Annotated in this window: 14 protein-coding genes and 1 pseudogene; 9 read left to right on the top strand and 6 right to left on the bottom strand. The window is 67.5% G+C overall.

Annotated elements, in window-relative coordinates; translation table 11 throughout:
• Position 1: 1 nt before the first annotated feature.
• The 3 genes and pseudogenes from CPBF1521_RS16020 to CPBF1521_RS16010 all read left to right on the top strand — a co-directional run.
• Positions 2–1,498: an efflux transporter outer membrane subunit gene (locus CPBF1521_RS16020; protein ID WP_115677606.1), complete on the top strand. Its 1,497-nt coding sequence runs from the start codon at positions 2–4 to the stop codon at positions 1,496–1,498.
• Positions 1,491–2,174: a TetR/AcrR family transcriptional regulator gene (locus CPBF1521_RS16015; RefSeq protein WP_115677605.1), complete on the top strand. Its 684-nt coding sequence runs from the start codon at positions 1,491–1,493 to the stop codon at positions 2,172–2,174. The genes CPBF1521_RS16020 and CPBF1521_RS16015 overlap by 8 nt, the downstream gene beginning before the upstream one ends.
• Positions 2,175–2,292: 118 nt before the next feature.
• Positions 2,293–2,454, top strand: a pseudogene (locus CPBF1521_RS16010) (aldo/keto reductase); the annotation flags it as partial.
• Between the two features lie 403 nt (positions 2,455–2,857).
• Here CPBF1521_RS16010 and CPBF1521_RS16005 read toward each other — a convergent pair.
• Positions 2,858–3,757, bottom strand: coding sequence for a LysR family transcriptional regulator (locus CPBF1521_RS16005; RefSeq protein ID WP_115677604.1), 900 nt, complete (start codon positions 3,755–3,757; stop codon positions 2,858–2,860).
• 192 nt (positions 3,758–3,949) lie between these two features.
• Between CPBF1521_RS16005 and CPBF1521_RS16000 the strand changes: the two genes are divergently transcribed.
• Positions 3,950–4,423, top strand: a complete 474-nt coding sequence (locus tag CPBF1521_RS16000) for a (R)-mandelonitrile lyase (protein WP_164739142.1) — start codon at positions 3,950–3,952, stop codon at positions 4,421–4,423.
• 102 nt (positions 4,424–4,525) lie between these two features.
• Here CPBF1521_RS16000 and CPBF1521_RS15995 read toward each other — a convergent pair whose 3' ends face one another.
• Positions 4,526–5,434 (bottom strand): AraC family transcriptional regulator, encoded by a 909-nt coding sequence (locus tag CPBF1521_RS15995; protein WP_043088272.1) that lies wholly within the window; start codon positions 5,432–5,434, stop codon positions 4,526–4,528.
• Between the two features lie 240 nt (positions 5,435–5,674).
• Between CPBF1521_RS15995 and CPBF1521_RS15990 the strand changes: the two genes are divergently transcribed.
• On the top strand, positions 5,675–5,878 hold the full coding sequence (locus CPBF1521_RS15990) for a hypothetical protein (protein WP_115677603.1): 204 nt from the start codon (positions 5,675–5,677) through the stop codon (positions 5,876–5,878).
• Positions 5,879–6,462: 584 nt separating this feature from the next.
• Here the strand turns inward: CPBF1521_RS15990 and CPBF1521_RS15975 are convergent.
• Positions 6,463–7,377: a LysR family transcriptional regulator gene (locus CPBF1521_RS15975; RefSeq protein ID WP_104648085.1), complete on the bottom strand. Its 915-nt coding sequence runs from the start codon at positions 7,375–7,377 to the stop codon at positions 6,463–6,465.
• 100 nt (positions 7,378–7,477) lie between these two features.
• On the opposite strand from CPBF1521_RS15975, the gene CPBF1521_RS15970 reads away from it, so the two are divergent.
• Both CPBF1521_RS15970 and CPBF1521_RS15965 read left to right on the top strand, forming a co-directional pair.
• Positions 7,478–8,689 (top strand): MFS transporter, encoded by a 1,212-nt coding sequence (locus CPBF1521_RS15970; RefSeq protein ID WP_115677601.1) that lies wholly within the window; start codon positions 7,478–7,480, stop codon positions 8,687–8,689.
• Positions 8,690–8,856: 167 nt separating this feature from the next.
• The gene (locus CPBF1521_RS15965) at positions 8,857–9,888 is read left to right on the top strand and encodes an aldo/keto reductase (RefSeq protein WP_115677600.1); all 1,032 of its coding nucleotides are present in this window, start codon (positions 8,857–8,859) and stop codon (positions 9,886–9,888) included.
• 105 nt (positions 9,889–9,993) lie between these two features.
• On the opposite strand, the gene CPBF1521_RS15960 is transcribed toward CPBF1521_RS15965, so the two are convergent.
• Both CPBF1521_RS15960 and CPBF1521_RS15955 read right to left on the bottom strand, forming a co-directional pair.
• Positions 9,994–12,372 (bottom strand): TonB-dependent receptor, encoded by a 2,379-nt coding sequence (locus CPBF1521_RS15960; RefSeq protein WP_115677599.1) that lies wholly within the window; start codon positions 12,370–12,372, stop codon positions 9,994–9,996.
• A 408-nt stretch (positions 12,373–12,780) separates the two neighbouring features.
• Positions 12,781–14,847 carry a TonB-dependent receptor gene (locus CPBF1521_RS15955; RefSeq protein ID WP_115677598.1) on the bottom strand — a complete coding sequence of 689 codons (2,067 nt, stop codon included), beginning with the start codon at positions 14,845–14,847 and terminating at the stop codon, positions 12,781–12,783.
• A gap of 163 nt (positions 14,848–15,010) precedes the next feature.
• On the opposite strand from CPBF1521_RS15955, the gene CPBF1521_RS15950 reads away from it, so the two are divergent.
• Both CPBF1521_RS15950 and CPBF1521_RS15945 read left to right on the top strand, forming a co-directional pair.
• The gene (locus CPBF1521_RS15950) at positions 15,011–15,427 is read left to right on the top strand and encodes a MerC domain-containing protein (RefSeq protein ID WP_104581874.1); all 417 of its coding nucleotides are present in this window, start codon (positions 15,011–15,013) and stop codon (positions 15,425–15,427) included.
• A gap of 136 nt (positions 15,428–15,563) precedes the next feature.
• Positions 15,564–15,746: a 30S ribosomal protein THX gene (locus CPBF1521_RS15945; protein ID WP_016904806.1), complete on the top strand. Its 183-nt coding sequence runs from the start codon at positions 15,564–15,566 to the stop codon at positions 15,744–15,746.
• Positions 15,747–15,822: 76 nt separating this feature from the next.
• Here CPBF1521_RS15945 and CPBF1521_RS15940 read toward each other — a convergent pair whose 3' ends face one another.
• Positions 15,823–17,166 carry a chloride channel protein gene (locus CPBF1521_RS15940; RefSeq protein ID WP_115677597.1) on the bottom strand — a complete coding sequence of 448 codons (1,344 nt, stop codon included), beginning with the start codon at positions 17,164–17,166 and terminating at the stop codon, positions 15,823–15,825.
• Between the last annotated feature and the right edge of the window lie 6 nt (positions 17,167–17,172).

Here is a 17,172-nt window from a genome sequence, read left to right as displayed (position 1 = left end):
GATGACACCGATCCGCATGACATTGACCGCGATGGCGGTGGCCGGCGTGCTGTCCGGATGCACCCTGATGCCGCGCTATGCACGGCCCGACGCACCGGTGCCCGAGCGTTTTGCCGGCACCGAGCTCGCGACGGCATCCAATACCACCGCTGCCGCCAGCCCCGAGCCGGCGGTCGATATCGCCAACATCGGCTGGCGGCAGGTGTTCACCGACCCGGCGCTACAGCAGGTGATCGCGCTGGCATTGGAGAACAATCGCGACCTGCGCGTGGCCGCACTCAACATCGAGGTGGCACGTGCGCAGTACCGGGTGGAGCGCGCTGCGCTGCTGCCCGCCGTGCAGGGCACCGGCACCGCCAATAACGCGCGCACGCCGGCGGAGCTGGCCATTCCAGGCCAGCCGCAGGTGTTCCGGACCTACAGCGCCAACATCGGCGTCAGTGCGTACGAGCTGGATCTGTTCGGGCGTGTGCGCAGCCTCAAGGAACAGGCGCTGCAACAGTTCCTGTCCACCGCCGAGGCACGCCGCAGCGCCCATATCAGCCTGGTGGCCGAAGTGGCCACCGCCTATCTGACGCTGGCGGCCGATCAGCAGTTGCTGCAGCTGGCGCAGTCCACCTTGAGCAGCCAGGGCGACAGTTATCGCCTGCAGCAACGCAGTTTCGAGCTGGGTGTGGCTTCGCAGCTCACCTTGCGCCAGGCGCAGACCACGGTGGAAACCGCGCGCGTGGACGTGGAGCGCTATACCGCGCAGGTGGCGCAGGACCGCAACGCCCTGGTGCTGCTGGTCGGCACGCAGCTGCCGGCGGAGCTGTTGCCGCGGGCCTTGCCCGACGGCGCCAGCGTGGACGGCAACGTGCTGGCCAGCGTGCCGGCCGGCTTGCCGTCGCAGTTGCTGCAGCGTCGCCCGGATATCCTCGAGGCCGAGCGCAACCTGCGTGCGGCCAATGCCAACATCGGTGCGGCGCGCGCGGCGTTCTTCCCCAGCATCAGCCTGACCGCATCGACCGGCTCGTCCAGCAGTAGCCTGTCCAACCTGTTCGATTCCGGCACCCGCGCCTGGAGCTTCGTGCCCACGCTGACGCTGCCGATCTTCAACGCCGGGCGTAACCGCGCCAACCTGGACATGGCCAAGGCCAACCGAGACATCGAGGTGGCGCAATACGAAAAGGCGATCCAGAGCGCATTCCGCGAGGTTTCCGATGCGCTCGCGCAACGCGAGACCCTGGGCCGGCAATTGCAGGCGCAACAGGCTCTGGTCGACGCCACCGCTGACAGCTACCGGCTGTCGCAGGCGCGCTTCGAACGCGGCGTGGACAGCTACCTGCAGGCGCTGGATGCGCAGCGCGCGCTGTACAGCGCGCAGCAGAGCTTGATCACCACGCAGCTGTCGCGCTTCACCAATCTGGCGACGTTCTACAAGGCGATGGGCGGTGGTTGGCTGCAATCGGCCGAGCCGGCGGTGGCAACGACTGCGACGGGGCAGCCACGTGGATGACGCCGCTGCCGAACCGCCAGCACCCAGGCATGCACCGCACGACAAACGTGGTGCGATTCTGCGCGCGGCAGGCGAGCTGTTTCCACGCCAGGGCTTCGACAGGACCAGCATGGACAGCATCGCCGAGCGCGCGATGGTGTCCAAGGCCACGGTGTATGCGCATTTCGCCTCCAAGGAGGTGCTGTTCCGCACCACCCTGGAGGCGCTGGCGCACCAATCGCCCAATCCCTGGGAGGCGCTGTTGAACATGCGCGGGCCGTTGCCCGTGCGTCTGCTCGCCATCGCCGATGCGGTCGTGCGCATGGCGGCCAGGAATGCACTGGGCGATGCCGCGTATGGACTGGTGCGGCCGCCGGCACTGCCCGGCCAGATGCGCGAGGAGATGTGGACGCTGGGCTTCGAACGCTACGACACCACGATGCGTGCGGTGCTGGCGCGCGAAGTGGAGCAGGGCAGCCTGGTCATCGACAATCTGCCGGATGCCTCGGTGCATTTCTTCGGATTGATGACCGGGATGCCGGCCAATGCGGCGCTGCGTGGCGACCCATTGCAGGCACCGGCCGCCACGCCGCACGCGTATGTTGCCAGTGCGTTGGCGCTGTTCCTGCGCGCGTATCGGCCGCAATCGCCAGCGGTGACGACGGCAGGCAAGCGCGAGGTGCCGAGCGGGTTCTAGCGGCGGGGGCAGGCAGCGTGATGGATGGGGGGCGGTGGTGTCCGCGCTGGGCCTGGGCTGCATGGGCCTGAGTTATGGCTTCGGGCCGGCGACCGCGCGCAAGGTGTTCGCTCTGCACTTTCCCGGCACCACCAAGCGGCATCGCCTGGAAGAAAATCTGGGCGGCGCCGCATTGACCTTGAACAGCGAGGATCTTGCGCGCATCCAGCAGGCGCTGGATGCGGTGGCGATTGTCGGCGAGCGTTACCGCCCGGAGCAGCAGAAGCTGGTCGGTAAATAACCCCGGCGATCCAACTGACCGCCAACCGACGTAGTTGTAGGAGCGTGCCCGCGCGCGATGGAGCTTTACCGATAAAGCCCCGTCGCGCGCAGGCACGCTCCTACACACGCATGTCAGCGCACCAGAGCGTGCCGCAGTACGTCGGTCACCAGTCTCAAACCTGCCGCCAACCGACGCTGTTGTAGGAGCGTGCCCGCGCGCGATGGGGCTTTACCGATAAGGCCCCGTCGCGCGCAGGCACGCTCCTACACGAGCATTCCAACGCACCAGAGCGTGCCGCAACGCGTCGGTCACCAGCCTCAAACCTGCCGCCAACCGACGCTGTTGTAGGAGCGTGCCCGCGCGCGATGCAGCTTTACCGATAAGGCCTCGTCGCGCGCAGGCACGCTCCTACACGGACGCGTCAGCGCGCCGGATCGTGCCGCAATGCGTCGATCACGACCTTGAGTGCGCTTGAGGTTTGGCGGCGGCTGGGGTAATAGGCGTAATAGCCGTCGAATGGGGCGCGCCAGTCCTCCAGCACGCGGCGTAGCCGGCCGGCGGCGAGGTGCTCCAACACCATGGTTTCCGGCAAGAACGCGAGTCCGCCGCCGGCCAGTGCGGCACGCAGCACCGCGCTGCTGCCGTTGAATGTCCATTGCCCGTCCACGCGGACCTTGACCTCGTGCCCGTCCTTTTCGAAGTCCCAGACCAGCAAGCCGCCGTGGGTGGGCAGGCGCAGGCCGATGCAGTTGTGCCTGGCCAGGTCGGCCGGGGCAGCAGGGATGGTGTGGTGCACGAAGTAGCCCGGCACCGCCACCACCGCCATGCGCTGCATCGGGCTGATCGGCACCGCGATCATGTCCTTGGCGACCTGATCGCCCAGCCGGATGCCGATGTCGTAGCGCTGGGCAACGATATCGGCCAGCCCGTAATCGACGGTGATCTCGATCCTGAGGTCAGGATAGTCGGGCAGCACCTGCGACAACGCTGGCCAGATGTAGGCGTCGGCGGCGTGGCCGGTAGTGGTGATACGGATGGTGCCGGCCGGCGTGTCGCGGAATTCGGTGAGCGCGGACAGTTCGTGGTCGATCTCCTGCAGCCGCGGAGCCAGGGTGTCGAACAGGCGTGCGCCGGCTTCGGTCATCGACACGCTGCGCGTGGTGCGGGTCAACAGGCGGATGCCCAGACGTGCTTCCAGTGCGCGCACGGTATGGCTCAGCGCCGATTGCGAGACGCCAAGCTGCGCGGCGGCGCGGGTGAAGCTGCCTTCGCGCGCCACGGCGACGAAGGCCTGCAGATCGTTGAGGTTTTCCCGCGCCATTGGTTGCGAATGCCGACTCCACCGCATGCCATTCATGCGGCTGCATCATGCGCGATGGTGCGTGATGGCTCCACACCCGGCGGGTCATGGCCGCATTGATGCGCTGTGTTTCTAGGTGCATGCGCTGCTGCCTGGGTAATGCCGGTGCGCCTGCACGCTACAGTGCAGTCACTTGAATCGAGGAGCACGGCCATGAATCTGTTTGCAACCGCGATGTCGCTGTCGATGATGGCTGCCGTCACGCCCGCAGGTGAAGAGCGACACGCGATCAGGGTGAGCAAGGCCGGCGGCGCCGCATCTGCAGCCGGCCCGGCCGACTATTTCACCGGCACCGTGCGCATCGATGCGCCTTTCCAGGCCGATGCGCCGGCGCGGGTGGGCGGTGCCACCGTCACCTTCGAGCCGGGCGCGCGCACCGCCTGGCACACCCATCCGTTGGGGCAGACGCTGATCGTCACCGCCGGCGCCGGGCGTGTGCAGGAATGGGGCAAGCCGGCGCAGCAGATCCGCCCGGGCGACATCGTGTGGATTCCGCCGGGCGTCAAGCACTGGCACGGCGCCAACGCGACCGTGGCAATGTCGCACATTGCCATCGCCGAAGCGCAGGATGGCTCGCCGGTGACCTGGCTGGAGCAGGTCAGCGAGGCGCAGTACGCGGCTGAGTGAACGGTGCTCAACGATGACCTGGTGCGGTCTGCCGCGTCATCGTCGGTGATACATGTCGCTTGGTGCGGGCGCGTGACTGCGCTCCACTGCGCGCGGACAGGCTTACGCCGCTTGTGTCGCAGCCTGTGCCCCGGCACGCAACCGTTGTGCGTCACGTGCGGGCGGCGCGCCGAGAATGCGCGCGTAGTCGCGACTGAATTGCGAGGCGCTCTCGTAGCCGACGCGGAAGCCGGCATCAGCGGCATTCAGCGCTTCGGCCAGCATCAGCCGGCGCGCTTCGTGCACGCGCAGATGCGAGCGATATTCCAGCGGCGTCATCGAGGTGACCGCCTTGAAATGCGCATGAAAGGTGGAGCGGCTCATTGCCGACAGATCGGCAATCTGCTCGATACGGAAGCGCTGTGCGTAATGCTCGCGCAGCCAGACAATGGCTTTGGAAATCTGGTTGAGTCGGCTGTCGGCAATGGCCATCTGGCGCACCACCGCATTGGCCGGATCGGCCATCAGGCGATAGAGCACTTCGCGCAGCACCAGCGGTGCCAGCGCGGCAATCTCCTGGGGTTGATCGAGCAGACGCGCCAGCCGCACTGCAGCGTCCTGCAATGGCGGCGTGCTGTGGTTGAGCAACAACCCGGCCTGCGCCGCATCGCGTTGCGGCTCGACCAGCTCCGGGTGGCTGACGGCCAGGTCGCTCAGCACGGCGGTGTCCAGATCCAGGCAGAAACACAGATACGGCTGCGCGGCGCTGGCCTCGATCACCGAACCGACGATCGGCAGATCCACCGAGGCCACCAGATACATCTGCGGGTGATAGAGATACGCCGCCGCACCCAGCATCGCCTGCTTGCGGCCTTGCGCCACCAGGCACAGCATCGGCGTATAGACCGTGGGCACCGACACCGTCGGCGAGGCGCTGCGCATGATCTGCAGCCCGGCAATCCGGGTGGCGTGCATGCCATCGCCAGGGGCGTGGCGCAGCAGGATGTCGGTCATCTCGGTCAAGGCGGACATGCAGGACTCGGCAGTGGCACCAGGCGGCCTGGCCGCGATGCCGTCGATCGTACAAGACCGGATGTCATGGAGCCGGCAGGTCCGCAGCAGCGGCAGGCCACGGCAGCGCCGGTTGGCGCCGACACGTGCGTTCAGGTCCTTGCACGCCCAGCGCCTCAACACGACAGGCCTACCATGATCTGATAGGGCGCTCACGCGCGCGCCGTATCATGGGCGTCTGTTTCCGTGATCGTCTCGCCCATGCCCGCAAAACGTTCGACCATCCCCGCGCCGACGCGCCCCGCCGACTGGAAGGCGCTCGAGGCCGCCGCCACGGCCGAACTTGCGCGTCGCACAGCGCAAGCGCATCAGCAGATCCTGGGATTGTTGAACACGCATGGGCATCTGCTCAGCGAGGCGCAGCGGCGCGGCTTGCACAAGCGCTTGGTGCGTGCGGGGGGCTAAGAGCGGCGAAAAAACTCTATATCGGCAGCGGCGACGTGTTGGTCACGCGCGCCTTGTTGATCGATGAGTCGAATGCGCGGTGCCCTCGCCACCTTCGGGACACGCCGTGAATCCGTCCCTGGAGGCTCCTCGGCGGCATCCATGCCGCCGAGGGTCCCGCAAGTGGCGAGGGCACCGCACCAGAAAGTTGGTCGGTTATCGCACCAAAGGCCACTTGTCGTCGGATGTGCATCAAATGTTGCGACGTTGAGCCGGCGCATCAGTATCGGACAACCTGATTTTCGAACAACGCGCAGCGTGCACTGCTTGCACCTGCACACCGACCATCCCGACAGGTCCTTGCCCGCCACCGTCGCGGGACCGTGAGCGGCATGGATGCCGCGCCAGAACCTGCACGGACGTACTTGCGGCGTGTCCCGCGATGGTGGGCGGGCGAGGGCCATGCAGTAAAGCCACAGATCACCCGCTCTACAGCTGATCCATCCGCAAAGCCGTAGATTGGCTGCTCTCCAAGACGTCACGTCGCAGCCACGCATCGCTCCGCGTCCAGCGAGCACTGGCCGACGCAAGCACCAAACTTGCGTTCAACCGACACGCTCCCACGGCGGCACTTCGCCCAGGCGTTCCAGCAGAAACTCCACGAATGCGCGCACGCGCGGTGGCTGCAGCTGGCGGGCCGGCATCACCGCGTTGATCTGCGTGGTCGGTGGCGGGTAGTCGGGGAGGACCTCGACCAACCGGCCGTCGCGCAGCTCCTCGGCAATGTGCCAGTACGAATGCAACGCGATGCCTTGGCCGGCGACGGCCGCATCGCGGATCAACTCGCCGAAGTTGCTTTCGAAGCGGCTTTGCATGCGCACGCGTACCAGGCCACCCTCCGGCGTTTGCAACCGCCACACGTCCTGGCGGCCGTCGCGGCCCATCAGCAGCACGCCGGCGTGCCCGGCCAGGTCGTCCGGCGTGCGCGGGGTGCCATGGCGCTTCAGGTAATCGGGCGAGGCGGCGAGGGTGCGGCGGTTGTCGGCGATGCGCCGCGCCACCAGCCCGGAGTCGTCCAGCGGGCCGATGCGGATCGCCAGATCGAAGCCTTGCCTGACCAGGTCCACCAGGTCGTCGCTCAGATGCGCGCTGATGTGCACGCGCGGATGCCGGGCCTGGAATTCCGGCAGCAGCGGCGACACGTATTGCCGCCCGAACGAGGCCGACAGGGTCATGCGCAGGATGCCGCCGACCGCGTGCGCGCTCTCGCGCAGGTCGTCGGCCAGCGCGTCCAGATCCTGCACCAGCACGCGGCCGCGCTCGGCCAGGCGCTGGCCCTCGGGGGTGGGGTGCAGCCGGCGCGTGGTCCGGTGCAGCAGGCGCACGCCCAGCTCGCGTTCCAGCCGCTTCAGGCGCTGGCTGGCGACCGCCAGCGACAGGTCCAGGCTGCGCGCACCGGCGGTGATCGAGCCGGAATCGAGCACGCGCAGAAACAGCGCGATGTCGCCGAGGCGGTCCATGCGATTCTCAATGATTGGTTGATAGTGAATCAGGATAGCAGGGGTTTTTGCTTAGGACGCCGGAGCGCAGGCTGTGGGTCGTCTTCCCTGGTCCCTGCCCATGTCCGCTTCCGTGCGTTCTTCCCGCTTTCCGCCAGCGCTGCTGGCGCTGACCATCGGTGCCTTCGGCATCGGCACCACCGAGTTCGTGATCATGGGCCTGCTGCAGCAGGTGGCCACCGACCTGGGCGTGTCGCTCAGCGCCGCCGGCCTGCTGATCAGCGGCTATGCGCTGGGCGTGTTCGTCGGGGCGCCGGTGCTGACGCTGGCCAGTGCGCGCTTGCCGCGCAAGGCGGTGCTGGTCGGGTTGATGGCGATCTTCACCCTGGGCAACGTGGCCTGCGCGCTGGCGCCGGACTACACCAGCCTGATGGTCGCACGCGTGCTGACCTCGCTGGCGCACGGCACCTTCTTCGGCGTGGGCGCGGTGGTGGCGACCTCGCTGGTCCCGGCCGAGCGCCGCGCTTCGGCAATCTCGCTGATGTTTGCCGGGCTGACCGTGGCCACCCTGCTGGGGGTGCCGGCCGGCGCCTGGCTGGGCCTGCAGCTGGGCTGGCGGGCGACGTTCTGGGCGGTTGCGAGCGTCGGTGTGCTGGCCACGGCCGCGGTGGCGCTGTGGGTACCGGCGAACGCAGGCGCAGCCGCAGCGGTGTCATGGCGGCAGGAAGTGGCGGTGCTGGGGCGCGGCCAAGTGGTGCTGGCGCTGGCGATGACGGTGGTGGGCTATGCCGGCGTGTTCGCGGTGTTTACCTATATCCAGCCGTTGCTGGTGGAGGTGACCGGTTTTGCGCAGACCGCGGTGTCGCCGGTGTTGCTGGTCTTCGGTGTCGGCATGATCGTCGGCAATCTGCTGGGAGGGCGCCTGGCCGACCGGCGCCCCACCGCCGCCTTGCTGGGCAGCCTGGGGGCATTGGTGGTGGTGCTCGCTGCGATGGGCCTGGTCCTGCACAACAAGACCGCGATGGTGGTGTTCGTCGGGCTGCTGGGCGTGGCCGCCTTCGCCACCGTGGCGCCGCTGCAACTGCGCGTGCTCGAGCATGCGCGTGGTGCCGGCCAGAACCTGGCCTCCAGTCTCAATATCGCCGCGTTCAATCTGGGCAATGCCGTGGGCGCCTGGCTGGGCGGTGTGGTGATCGCCACCCATGCCGGCCTGGTTGCCACGCCGTGGGTCGCCGCGTTGTTGAGCGCGATGGGCCTGGGGATCGCGTTGTGGAGCGTGCAGCTGCAACGCCGGCGTGCCGCTGCGCCGGGCGTCTGCGTGCAGGCGGGTTGATTCGGTCCTGCCGGCGCAGCGCGCAGTACTTGCGCAACCGGCAGACCTGCGCGATCGGCGCCATCGGCGCAGGTCGCCGGCGAGCGGATCGTCGCGGCTGGCGTCGCGCAGTGGCCGATCCTCCGGCACTGCGCGTGGATTTTCTTTCGGTTTCAAGGAGTAGTGCGATGGACACACGTTTTCTCGGCCGGTCCGGTTTCAAGGTGCCGGTGCTCGGTCTGGGTGCCGGTACCTTTGGCGGCAAGGGGCCGCTGTTTTCTGCCTGGGGCGATACCGATGTGGCGCAGGCGCAGCGCATGATCGATCTGTGCCTGGAGGCGGGCCTGAACCTGTTCGACACTGCCGATGTGTATTCGGACGGTGCCTCCGAAGAGATTCTCGGCCAGGCGCTGCAGGGGCGCCGCGATCAGGTGATCCTGTCGACCAAGACCGGCCTGCGCCTGGGCGATGGGCCCAACGATGCCGGAGCATCGCGCTTCCGCCTGCTGCGTGCGGTGGATGCCTCGTTGCGGCGCTTGCGCACCGACCATATCGATCTGCTGCAGCTGCATGCCTTCGACGCGATGACGCCGGTGGAAGAAACCCTGTCCACGCTGGATGGGCTGGTCCGCGCCGGCAAGGTGCGCTACCTGGGTGCGTCCAATTACGCCGGTTGGCAGCTGATGAAGTCGTTGGCGGTGGCCGATGCGCAGGGCTGGAGCCGCTTTGTCGCCAACCAGACCTACTACTCGCTGGCCGGGCGCGACTACGAATGGGAGCTGATGCCGCTGGGCATCGACCAGGGCGTGGGCGCAGTGGTGTGGAGTCCGCTGGGGTGGGGCCGCCTGACCGGCAAGCTGCGGCGCGGCCAACCGCTGCCGGACACCAGCCGCCTGCATACGACGGCCGCTGCGGGCCCGGCGATCAGCGATGAGCGCCTGTTCGACATTGTCGATGTGCTGGACGCCATTGCCGAGGAGACCGGGCGCAGCGTGCCGCAGATCGCCATCAACTGGCTGCTGCAGCGGCCCACCGTCAGCACGGTGCTGATCGGCGCGCGCGACGAAACCCAGCTGCGCCAGAACCTGGGTGCGGTGGGCTGGTCGCTGACGGCCGAGCAGCGCACGCGCCTGGAGGCGGTGAGCGCGGTGGAGCCGCCGTATCCGTACTACCCGTACTGGCGCGGGCATTTTGCAGAGCGCAGCCCGCTGCCGGTATAGGCATGGTGGCCGCCCGCGTGCCGCCGGCAGACGCCAGCACCACGCGCGGGCTGGTGGGCGCACGTTGCGGCGTGGGCAGCGACCGGTGCACGCCTTCTGCGCGGATCACCAGCGATACGCCACCGACATCTGGTATTGCCGCCCGGCGATCGGCCGGCCCATGAACACGCCGCCGGTGGCCGCACCGGGCACGCGCACATTGCCTTCGGTCAGCCCCAGCGTATCGGTGACGTTGCTGCCGCTGGCGGTCACTTCCCAATGCTCGCCCACATGCAGGTTGGCGCCGATATCCACCATGTCGTAGGACGGCAGGCGCTGGCTGTTGGCCAGGTCGGCGAAGCGATCGCCGATGTAGGAGTAGGTGGCGAACAGCTTGAGGTCGCCGAACGGCAGCATCCAGTAGTAGCTGGGCGTCACGCGGAACTGCCGCTTGGGCTGGCGCATCACCTGGTTGCCGGTGAACTCGCGGTAGTTGCGGTATTTCGCATCCAGCCACACCCCGGTGCCGGCCAGCTCGAAGCCGCCGAACGGGCGGATGGCGCCTTCCACCTCCAGGCCGCGCGCGCGCGAATCCCCAACGGTGGTGAAGTTCTCGCCATTGGCCAAAAACGCCTGGAATGGCGAATTCTTGAAGGTGTTGTAGAACGCGGTCAGATACAGGTCGTAGCTGCTGGCGCCGGACTTGAGCCCGAGTTCGTACTGATCCACGTCCTGCACGCGATTCTGGCCATCGCGCAGATTGTCGAAGCCGGGAAACTTTACCCCCGAGTTGACGCGCGCGAACAGGCTGTTGCTGTCGTTGAGCTTGAAGTTCAGGCCCGCCGTCCACGAGAACGCCTCGTCGTCCTGGTCGATGCGGCGCGTGCTGGCCAGCGCCAGCGAGGTGGCGTTGTCGTACAGCGTGGCCGGGTTGCCGTCCAGGTCCACCGTGGCGGTGTCGTGCACGTCACCGGTGACGCTCTGGCGCTCGTAGCGTGCGCCCAGGTCCAGACGCAGCTGGTCATTGATTTCCCATTCGTCGGCGACGAAGGCGGCAATGTTCTCGCCGTCGTAGTTGGCGCGCAGGTTGAAGAACGCAGTGCTGGTGAAGCCCTGCCGCGTGGCCTGGCGCCCGTCAGCCAGATCCACGTCGATGCGGCGCGCGTTGTTCTGCGCTGTGAGCAACATGGTGTTGCCCAGGTACCAGGTATCTGCGGAGGAATACCTGGCGTAGTACGTGCCTACGGTGAGCGTATTGCCGGCAAACAGTTCGCGGCTCAGGCGCAGGTCGTTGGTGACCGAGTTCAGGCGCTTGTCCACCGACCACCAGCCGGCTTCCAGCACCTGCTGGTTCGGATCCACCGCGCCGCCGCCGTTGGTGAAGCGGCCGCTGCCAGCGCTGCCATAGCCGGCGATGAAGTCACCCAGCCGCTGCGGCGCATCCCCGGTGAACAGGGCATAGGTCGGCGCACTGCCGCTCATCACATTGAAGCGGTCGGCGATGGTCCAGTCGCCGCGCTCCCAGTTCAATTCGCCGCCGAACACATCGATGTTGACGCCGCGCCCATCGGCCAGATCGCGCTGGATGGTCTGCCCGTTCGGCCCGACCAGCAGATCGACATTGCGGAAGTCGCGGCCGAGCAGGGTGCCGGTCTGCGCATTCAAGCCGGGGAAACTGGACAGGTCGTTGCCGTTGTTGCGCGACAGCAGCGGAATGGCGGTGTAGAAGGCGTTGTTGTCGTCGGTATGCCGCGCGTAGAACGCCACCTCGCCGCTGTCCCAGCGCTTGCTCAGCGTGGCGCTGAACTGGCCGCCCTTGTCGGCGGCGAACTGCGGGTCGCGCACGCCATCGGTTTCGCGGAAGAACCCTCCCACGCTGTAGTACCAGCCATTGCCCATCGGCCCGCTGTTGAACACATCGATGCGGCGCAGGGCGTTGTTGCCGCCGGTCAGGCGCACGCTGCCTTCCGGTTCGTCCTGGCCTTTTTTCTGGATGAAATTGACCGTCAGCCCCGGCTGCCCGTTGGAGAAGATCGGGCTGGAACCGCCACGCAACACCTCCATGCGCTCGACCGTGTCGTCGACACGGAACAGCGTGGAATTTTCCAGAAACGACAGGCTTGGCGGCGGAAACAGCGGCGAGCCATCCAGTTGCATGGTCACGAACGGCGCATCGCCTTCGGACGGCATGCCGCGCACGAAGATGTTGGCACCGGTGCCGCCACCGCTGGGCTCGGCCCATACGCCCGGCACGATCTTCAACAGGTCCGCGGTGCTCTGCGGGACGGCCTGCTGGATCTGCTCCGGGCTGGCGGTGGTGATCGAAAAGCTGGCATCGCGCTTGGCCAGGCCCTTGAAGCGCGCGGTGCCGCTGACGATCACCGCATCCAGCGTGGTGGCGTCCTGTTGTGGCGGTGCCGCAGGCGCGGTTTGCGCGTAGGCGACAGGGCTGAGCAGGGCGATGATGGTCAATGACAGGGCGTGGCGGGACAGGGACGAGGTCATGCGTGCTCTCCTTCAATCGCAGCGATCGACGCAAGCCCCGCAAAACGCGGGCGAGCGCCGGAAAGGTGATGTGCCGCACAGGAGCGCGCCGGAACGGCAACGCGCGCATGCAGTGCGTGCTGCCGTTCTAATGGAAGCCGGGGCAAAAGCTGTTGTGCGCCGCATCAGCGGCAGACCGCGATGGCGGGCTGGTCGGCAGCCAGGCAACGCAGTTGCCGGCCCTGCGCAGCGGTGCACGGACCGGGAAAGAAGGCGTCCTGCCCGATCGCAACCGGTGCCAAGCGCATCACGTACCGTCTGCACATGCAGCTGTTTTCTGCCGTGCGACCACCAGCCGGCTGCGCAAGCTGACACATGACGAGGCCGCCCGAAGGCGGCCTCGCTTATGACGGCGGGAGAGAGGTACCGTCAGAAGAACATGCGCACGCCGAACGAGGCGCTGCGGCCGGGAAGCAACACATCGTCCTTGAGGAAGGAGGTGTGCACGCGTGCGTCCTGGTTGGTCAGGTTGTTGCCGTCCAGGAACACTTCCCACGCATTGCTGCCGCGGTCCACGTGGTAGGCCAGATGCGCATCGACGAACGTGTAGCCGTCGGTCGGGGTTTCGTTCACTGCCACCTTGTCCTGCTTCATGGTGCGGGTGGCACCGAGTGAGGCGCGCCATGCATCGGCATTCCAGCGCATCTGCGCGCCGACACGGCCCGGGGCGATGCGCGGCAGGTTGCCGCCATCCTTCAGGCGTGCACGCACGGTGTCGCCGAACACGCGCAGGTCCCACGCGCCGGTGTCGTTGTCGGCCAGATGGAAGGTGGCCTCGCCCTCGAAACCGTGGAAAACCGCATCGTTCTGCGTCCACTGGCGGATCGGCAGGAAGTCGTTGTCCTCTTCGTTGAACCACTGGCCGCCGGTATCGACGATGTAGACGAAGTCGTTGTAGCGGTTGTAGTACGCAGCGATCTTGGCATCCACCCAGGTGTTCTGGAAGTTCAGCCCCAGCTCGGCTTGGTTGGCCTTCTCGGTCTTCAGGTCCGCATCGCCGATCTCGTAGGCGAGGGTGGCGATATGCGGGCCGTTGGCGAACAGCTCCTCCTCGGCCGGCGCGCGCTCGGCATGGTCGAGGTTGGCGGTCAGGCGCCACTGTTCGTTGAAGCGGAAACCGCCGCTGGCCGAGAAGCTGGTCGGGGTGAAGTCGCGGTCCACGCCGATGTCGGTGGTGTACTTGACCTTGTCCACGCGCGCGCCGATTTCGGCGGTGACGCGGTCCCAGCTGTTGCGCGCAACGCCGAACACGCCCAGCGAGCGGGTGTCGGTCTTGGGGACGAAGGATTCTTCGCCCACTGCCTGGAAGGTGGTGTCGCTGCCCTGCAGGCCGAATGCGGTCTGCCAGCCGCCGCCGAAGGTGAAGGAGGCCTCCACGCGGCCTTCGTTGGCGCGCTTGGTGAACACGGTGCCCACTTCTTCGCCTTCGAATTCGGTATGCGCGTAATCGGTGTGGCCGAAGCTGTAGCGCACTGCACTGCCTTCGCCCCAGGGATCGGTCAGCCCGCCCTTGAGGTCGTAGCGGTCCTGCTGCAGCTTCAACGACACCCCGCGCTCGCCGATCGACAGATCGCCCGGCTCGCCGGGGTTGCCGTAGTTGTCGCGGAAGCGCGAGGCCGACAGGCCGACGAAGCCCCAGTCGCCGGACAGCGAGGCGCCGACCGAGCCGACCTTGGAGTCGATCCAGGAATTGGCCTGGCGTCCTTGCGGGGTGTCGTAATCGTTCTGGTTGCGGTACACGCCGTCGGCATGGATCGACAGGCCGCTGCCGTTGCCGGCATCGACGCGGAACATGTCGGTGTTGCCGTCCTTGTCGCCGCCGTCGAAGCGCACTTCGGCGCGGCCGCTGAAGCCGTCCACCGGGGTTTCGGCAATGCGTCCGTCGACCACGTTGACCACGCCGCCGATCGCGCCGGAGCCGTACAGCAGCGTGGACGGACCCTTGAGCACTTCGATCTGGTTGGCCAGGAACGGCTCGATCGCCGGCGAGTGATCCTGGCTGACCGTGGACACGTCCTGGGTGGACAGGCCGTCGCGCAGCACCGCCACGCGCGGGCCGTCCAGGCCACGGATGATCGGCCGGCCGACGCCGGGGCCGAAGTTGGAACTCTGCACGCCGGGCAGGCTGGCCACGGTTTCGCCCAGGCTGGAACTGCGCACTTCGTCCAGGCGTTCGCCGGCCAGCACTTCGACCGGGCGGCTCAGCTCGCCGGCCGCATCGCGCAGCGGGCTGGCGGTAACGACGACCTTGTCCAGGTCCTTGATGTGGCGGCCACTGGAAGCGGTGGCGTCGTGGCGCGTGTCCGAGCTGGGCGGGGTCTGCGGGTCGGCAACCGCCGGCGCGTCCGCGGCCATGGCCAGGGCGGGCGTCAGCAGGCTGGTCAAGGCCAGCGAGAGGGTGGAGCGACGAAACGAGAAAACGGGGCGAGGGTGCATGGCGGGCCGGACTCTGTGGTTGTTACTTTATATCAACGATAAGGCGCAGCTTGGCCACTGCGCCGACGGCGGGACCCGCTCAGCTGCGCGATGCAGTGGTGCGGGCCTGGAACAAGGAAGATGTTATATTATTCCACATCGCCGCGAGCCCCTGCTGGAAGTCATGCCTCTACCGTCTCTTCGCCATGTGCTCGACCGCTTCGGTGCGACCGGTTCGCTGCTGTGCGCCGTGCATTGCGCGGTGCTGCCGCTGGTGCTGGCCCTGGCCCCGTCCCTGGGCCTGTCGTTCTGGCTGGGCGACGGGGTCGAACGGGCCATCGTGGTGTTCGTGACGCTGCTGGGCCTGTTCAGCCTGGTACTGGGCTATCGCCGGCACAAGGCGCTGCATGCGCTGGCGCTGCTGCTGCCGGGCCTGTTGTTGCTGTGGGCCGGCCTGCTGTACGACCCGCTGCATCACGCGGTGCTGCCGCATGCCGTGGTGATGACGCTCGGCGGCGCGCTGGTCGGCATCGCCCACCTGGTCAATCTGCGTCTGAATCACGGGCACGCCCACGTCCACGACGCCAGCTGCGTCCACTAGCCCGGGCTGCGCGGGCAGGGGCCTACGTGGTAGGCTTGCCGGCCTTGCGCGAGGGCGCCGCCGGCGTAAACCTCGCCAGACCCGTGTTCAGCGCGGGGATTTTGTATTCAGTATTCACATTCAGGAGTCGACGAACATGGGTAAGGGTGACCGCAAGACCGCCAAGGGCAAGCGCTACAATTCCAGCTACGGCAATTCGCGTTCGCACGCGGTGAGCAAGGTCGTCGTGGGTGCAGCTGCCCCGGTTGCCAAGAAGGGCGTGGTCAAGGCGCCGGCCAAGAAGGCTGTTGCCAAGAAGACCGTTGCCAAGGCCGGCTGATCCCTAGCCCGCTTCGCGACACCAGAACGCGGCGCTTGCGCCGCGTTTTTTTATGTCCCGCATCGACGCCGCTGGTTTAGTGCGGCGCTGCCGCAGCCTGCGGTGGGTGTGTCGGCGTCGGCGCCAGCAACTGTTCGGCCAGGCCGCGATAGATCGGCGTCCTGCACACCAGCCCGGACATGGCACGCGCAATCAGCACGGTGGCCAGGATCGGCAGCAGCATCTGGCTGGTGTCGGTCAGTTCCAGCGAGATCACCGCCGAGGTCAGTGGCGCCTGGGTCACGCCGGTCAGATACGCGCACATGCCCAGCAGCACGAAGGTGCGCGGGTCCACGCCCGGCATCAGCACCGACAGGTTGTGGCCGATGCCGGCACCCACCGCCAGCGCCGGCGAGAACAGGCCGCCCGGAATGCCGGCCAGGTACGAGACCAGGTTGGCCAGCAGCTTCATCAGCCCGAATTCGTGGCCGACCACCGCGTGGCCCTGCACCAGGCTGCGCGCCTGCTCGTAGCCGGTGCCGAACGCGCCCTGCCCGAACACCAGCGCCAGGCCAACCAGAGCCACGCCGCACAGCGCGGCCAGCAGCACCGGATGGCGCTGGCGCAACGCCGCCAGCCAGCGTGGCTTGCCGCCGACGCTGGCCAGCACCAGGCGCGCGAAGATGCCGCCGAGCAGGCCGGCCACGCAGCCGCAGAGCGCGATCGCCAGCCAGGCCTGGCCCAGCGGCAAGGCCACCGCCACCTTGCCGAAGTAGGTGTAGTTGCCCAGCAGGCCCAGCGACACCACGCCGCCGACGATCACCGCGGTCAGCAGGGTGCCGGAGAAGCGGTGTTCGAAGCGCCCGCTCAATTCCTCGATCGCAAACACCACCCCGGCCAGCGGCGTGTTGAACGCTGCGGCGATACCGGCAGCGCCGCCGGCCAGCAGGAAATGCGAGAGCTCGCGCGGATCATGGAACCCGAACCAGCGCCCGAACACATGCATCAGGCTGGCGCCGACATGCACGGTGGGGCCTTCGCGGCCGACCGAGGCGCCACCGAGCAGCGACAAGGTGGTCAGGGCAAGCTTGCCGATCGACACCCGCAGCGACAGATTGCTCTGGCGGAATGCCGCGTCGTCATATTCCAGCGCCGCGATGACCTGCGGAATGCCGCTGCCACGCGTAGGCCGCATCGCGCCGGAGGTGAGCCAGGCCAGCAGGGCGAAGATGCCCGGCGTCAGCAGCAGCGCCCACCAGATCGAATGCGCGGTGATGCGCTGGAACACCTGGAAGGCGGCGTCGCTGGCCTTGGCGAACACGATCGCCACCAGTGCCACTGCAATGGCGCCACCCCACAGTGCGGCGCGGCGACGCCAGCCTTCGCTGGACAACAACGGCCGCAGCCGAAGCCGGCGCGGCGAGGGATCAGGAGCAGACATGGCGCC

It is taken from the genome of Xanthomonas euroxanthea, assembly GCF_900476395.1.
Lineage (GTDB): Bacteria > Pseudomonadota > Gammaproteobacteria > Xanthomonadales > Xanthomonadaceae > Xanthomonas > Xanthomonas euroxanthea.
This window is presented reverse-complemented; position numbering and strand designations above follow the sequence as displayed.

Bases quoted from the DNA above. Each gene is read 5' to 3' on its own strand.
- CPBF1521_RS16020 (WP_115677606.1), top strand. From the start codon at position 2: ATGACACCGATCCGCATGACATTGACCGCGATGGCGGTGGCCGGCGTG.
- CPBF1521_RS16005 (WP_115677604.1), bottom strand. From the start codon at position 3,757: ATGGCGCGGGAAAACCTCAACGATCTGCAGGCCTTCGTCGCCGTGGCG.
- CPBF1521_RS16000 (WP_164739142.1), top strand. From the start codon at position 3,950: ATGAATCTGTTTGCAACCGCGATGTCGCTGTCGATGATGGCTGCCGTC.
- CPBF1521_RS15995 (WP_043088272.1), bottom strand. From the start codon at position 5,434: ATGTCCGCCTTGACCGAGATGACCGACATCCTGCTGCGCCACGCCCCT.
- CPBF1521_RS15990 (WP_115677603.1), top strand. From the start codon at position 5,675: ATGCCCGCAAAACGTTCGACCATCCCCGCGCCGACGCGCCCCGCCGAC.
- CPBF1521_RS15975 (WP_104648085.1), bottom strand. From the start codon at position 7,377: ATGGACCGCCTCGGCGACATCGCGCTGTTTCTGCGCGTGCTCGATTCC.
- CPBF1521_RS15970 (WP_115677601.1), top strand. From the start codon at position 7,478: ATGTCCGCTTCCGTGCGTTCTTCCCGCTTTCCGCCAGCGCTGCTGGCG.
- CPBF1521_RS15965 (WP_115677600.1), top strand. From the start codon at position 8,857: ATGGACACACGTTTTCTCGGCCGGTCCGGTTTCAAGGTGCCGGTGCTC.
- CPBF1521_RS15960 (WP_115677599.1), bottom strand. From the start codon at position 12,372: ATGACCTCGTCCCTGTCCCGCCACGCCCTGTCATTGACCATCATCGCC.
- CPBF1521_RS15955 (WP_115677598.1), bottom strand. From the start codon at position 14,847: ATGCACCCTCGCCCCGTTTTCTCGTTTCGTCGCTCCACCCTCTCGCTG.
- CPBF1521_RS15950 (WP_104581874.1), top strand. From the start codon at position 15,011: ATGCCTCTACCGTCTCTTCGCCATGTGCTCGACCGCTTCGGTGCGACC.
- CPBF1521_RS15945 (WP_016904806.1), top strand. From the start codon at position 15,564: ATGGGTAAGGGTGACCGCAAGACCGCCAAGGGCAAGCGCTACAATTCC.
- CPBF1521_RS15940 (WP_115677597.1), bottom strand. From the start codon at position 17,166: ATGTCTGCTCCTGATCCCTCGCCGCGCCGGCTTCGGCTGCGGCCGTTG.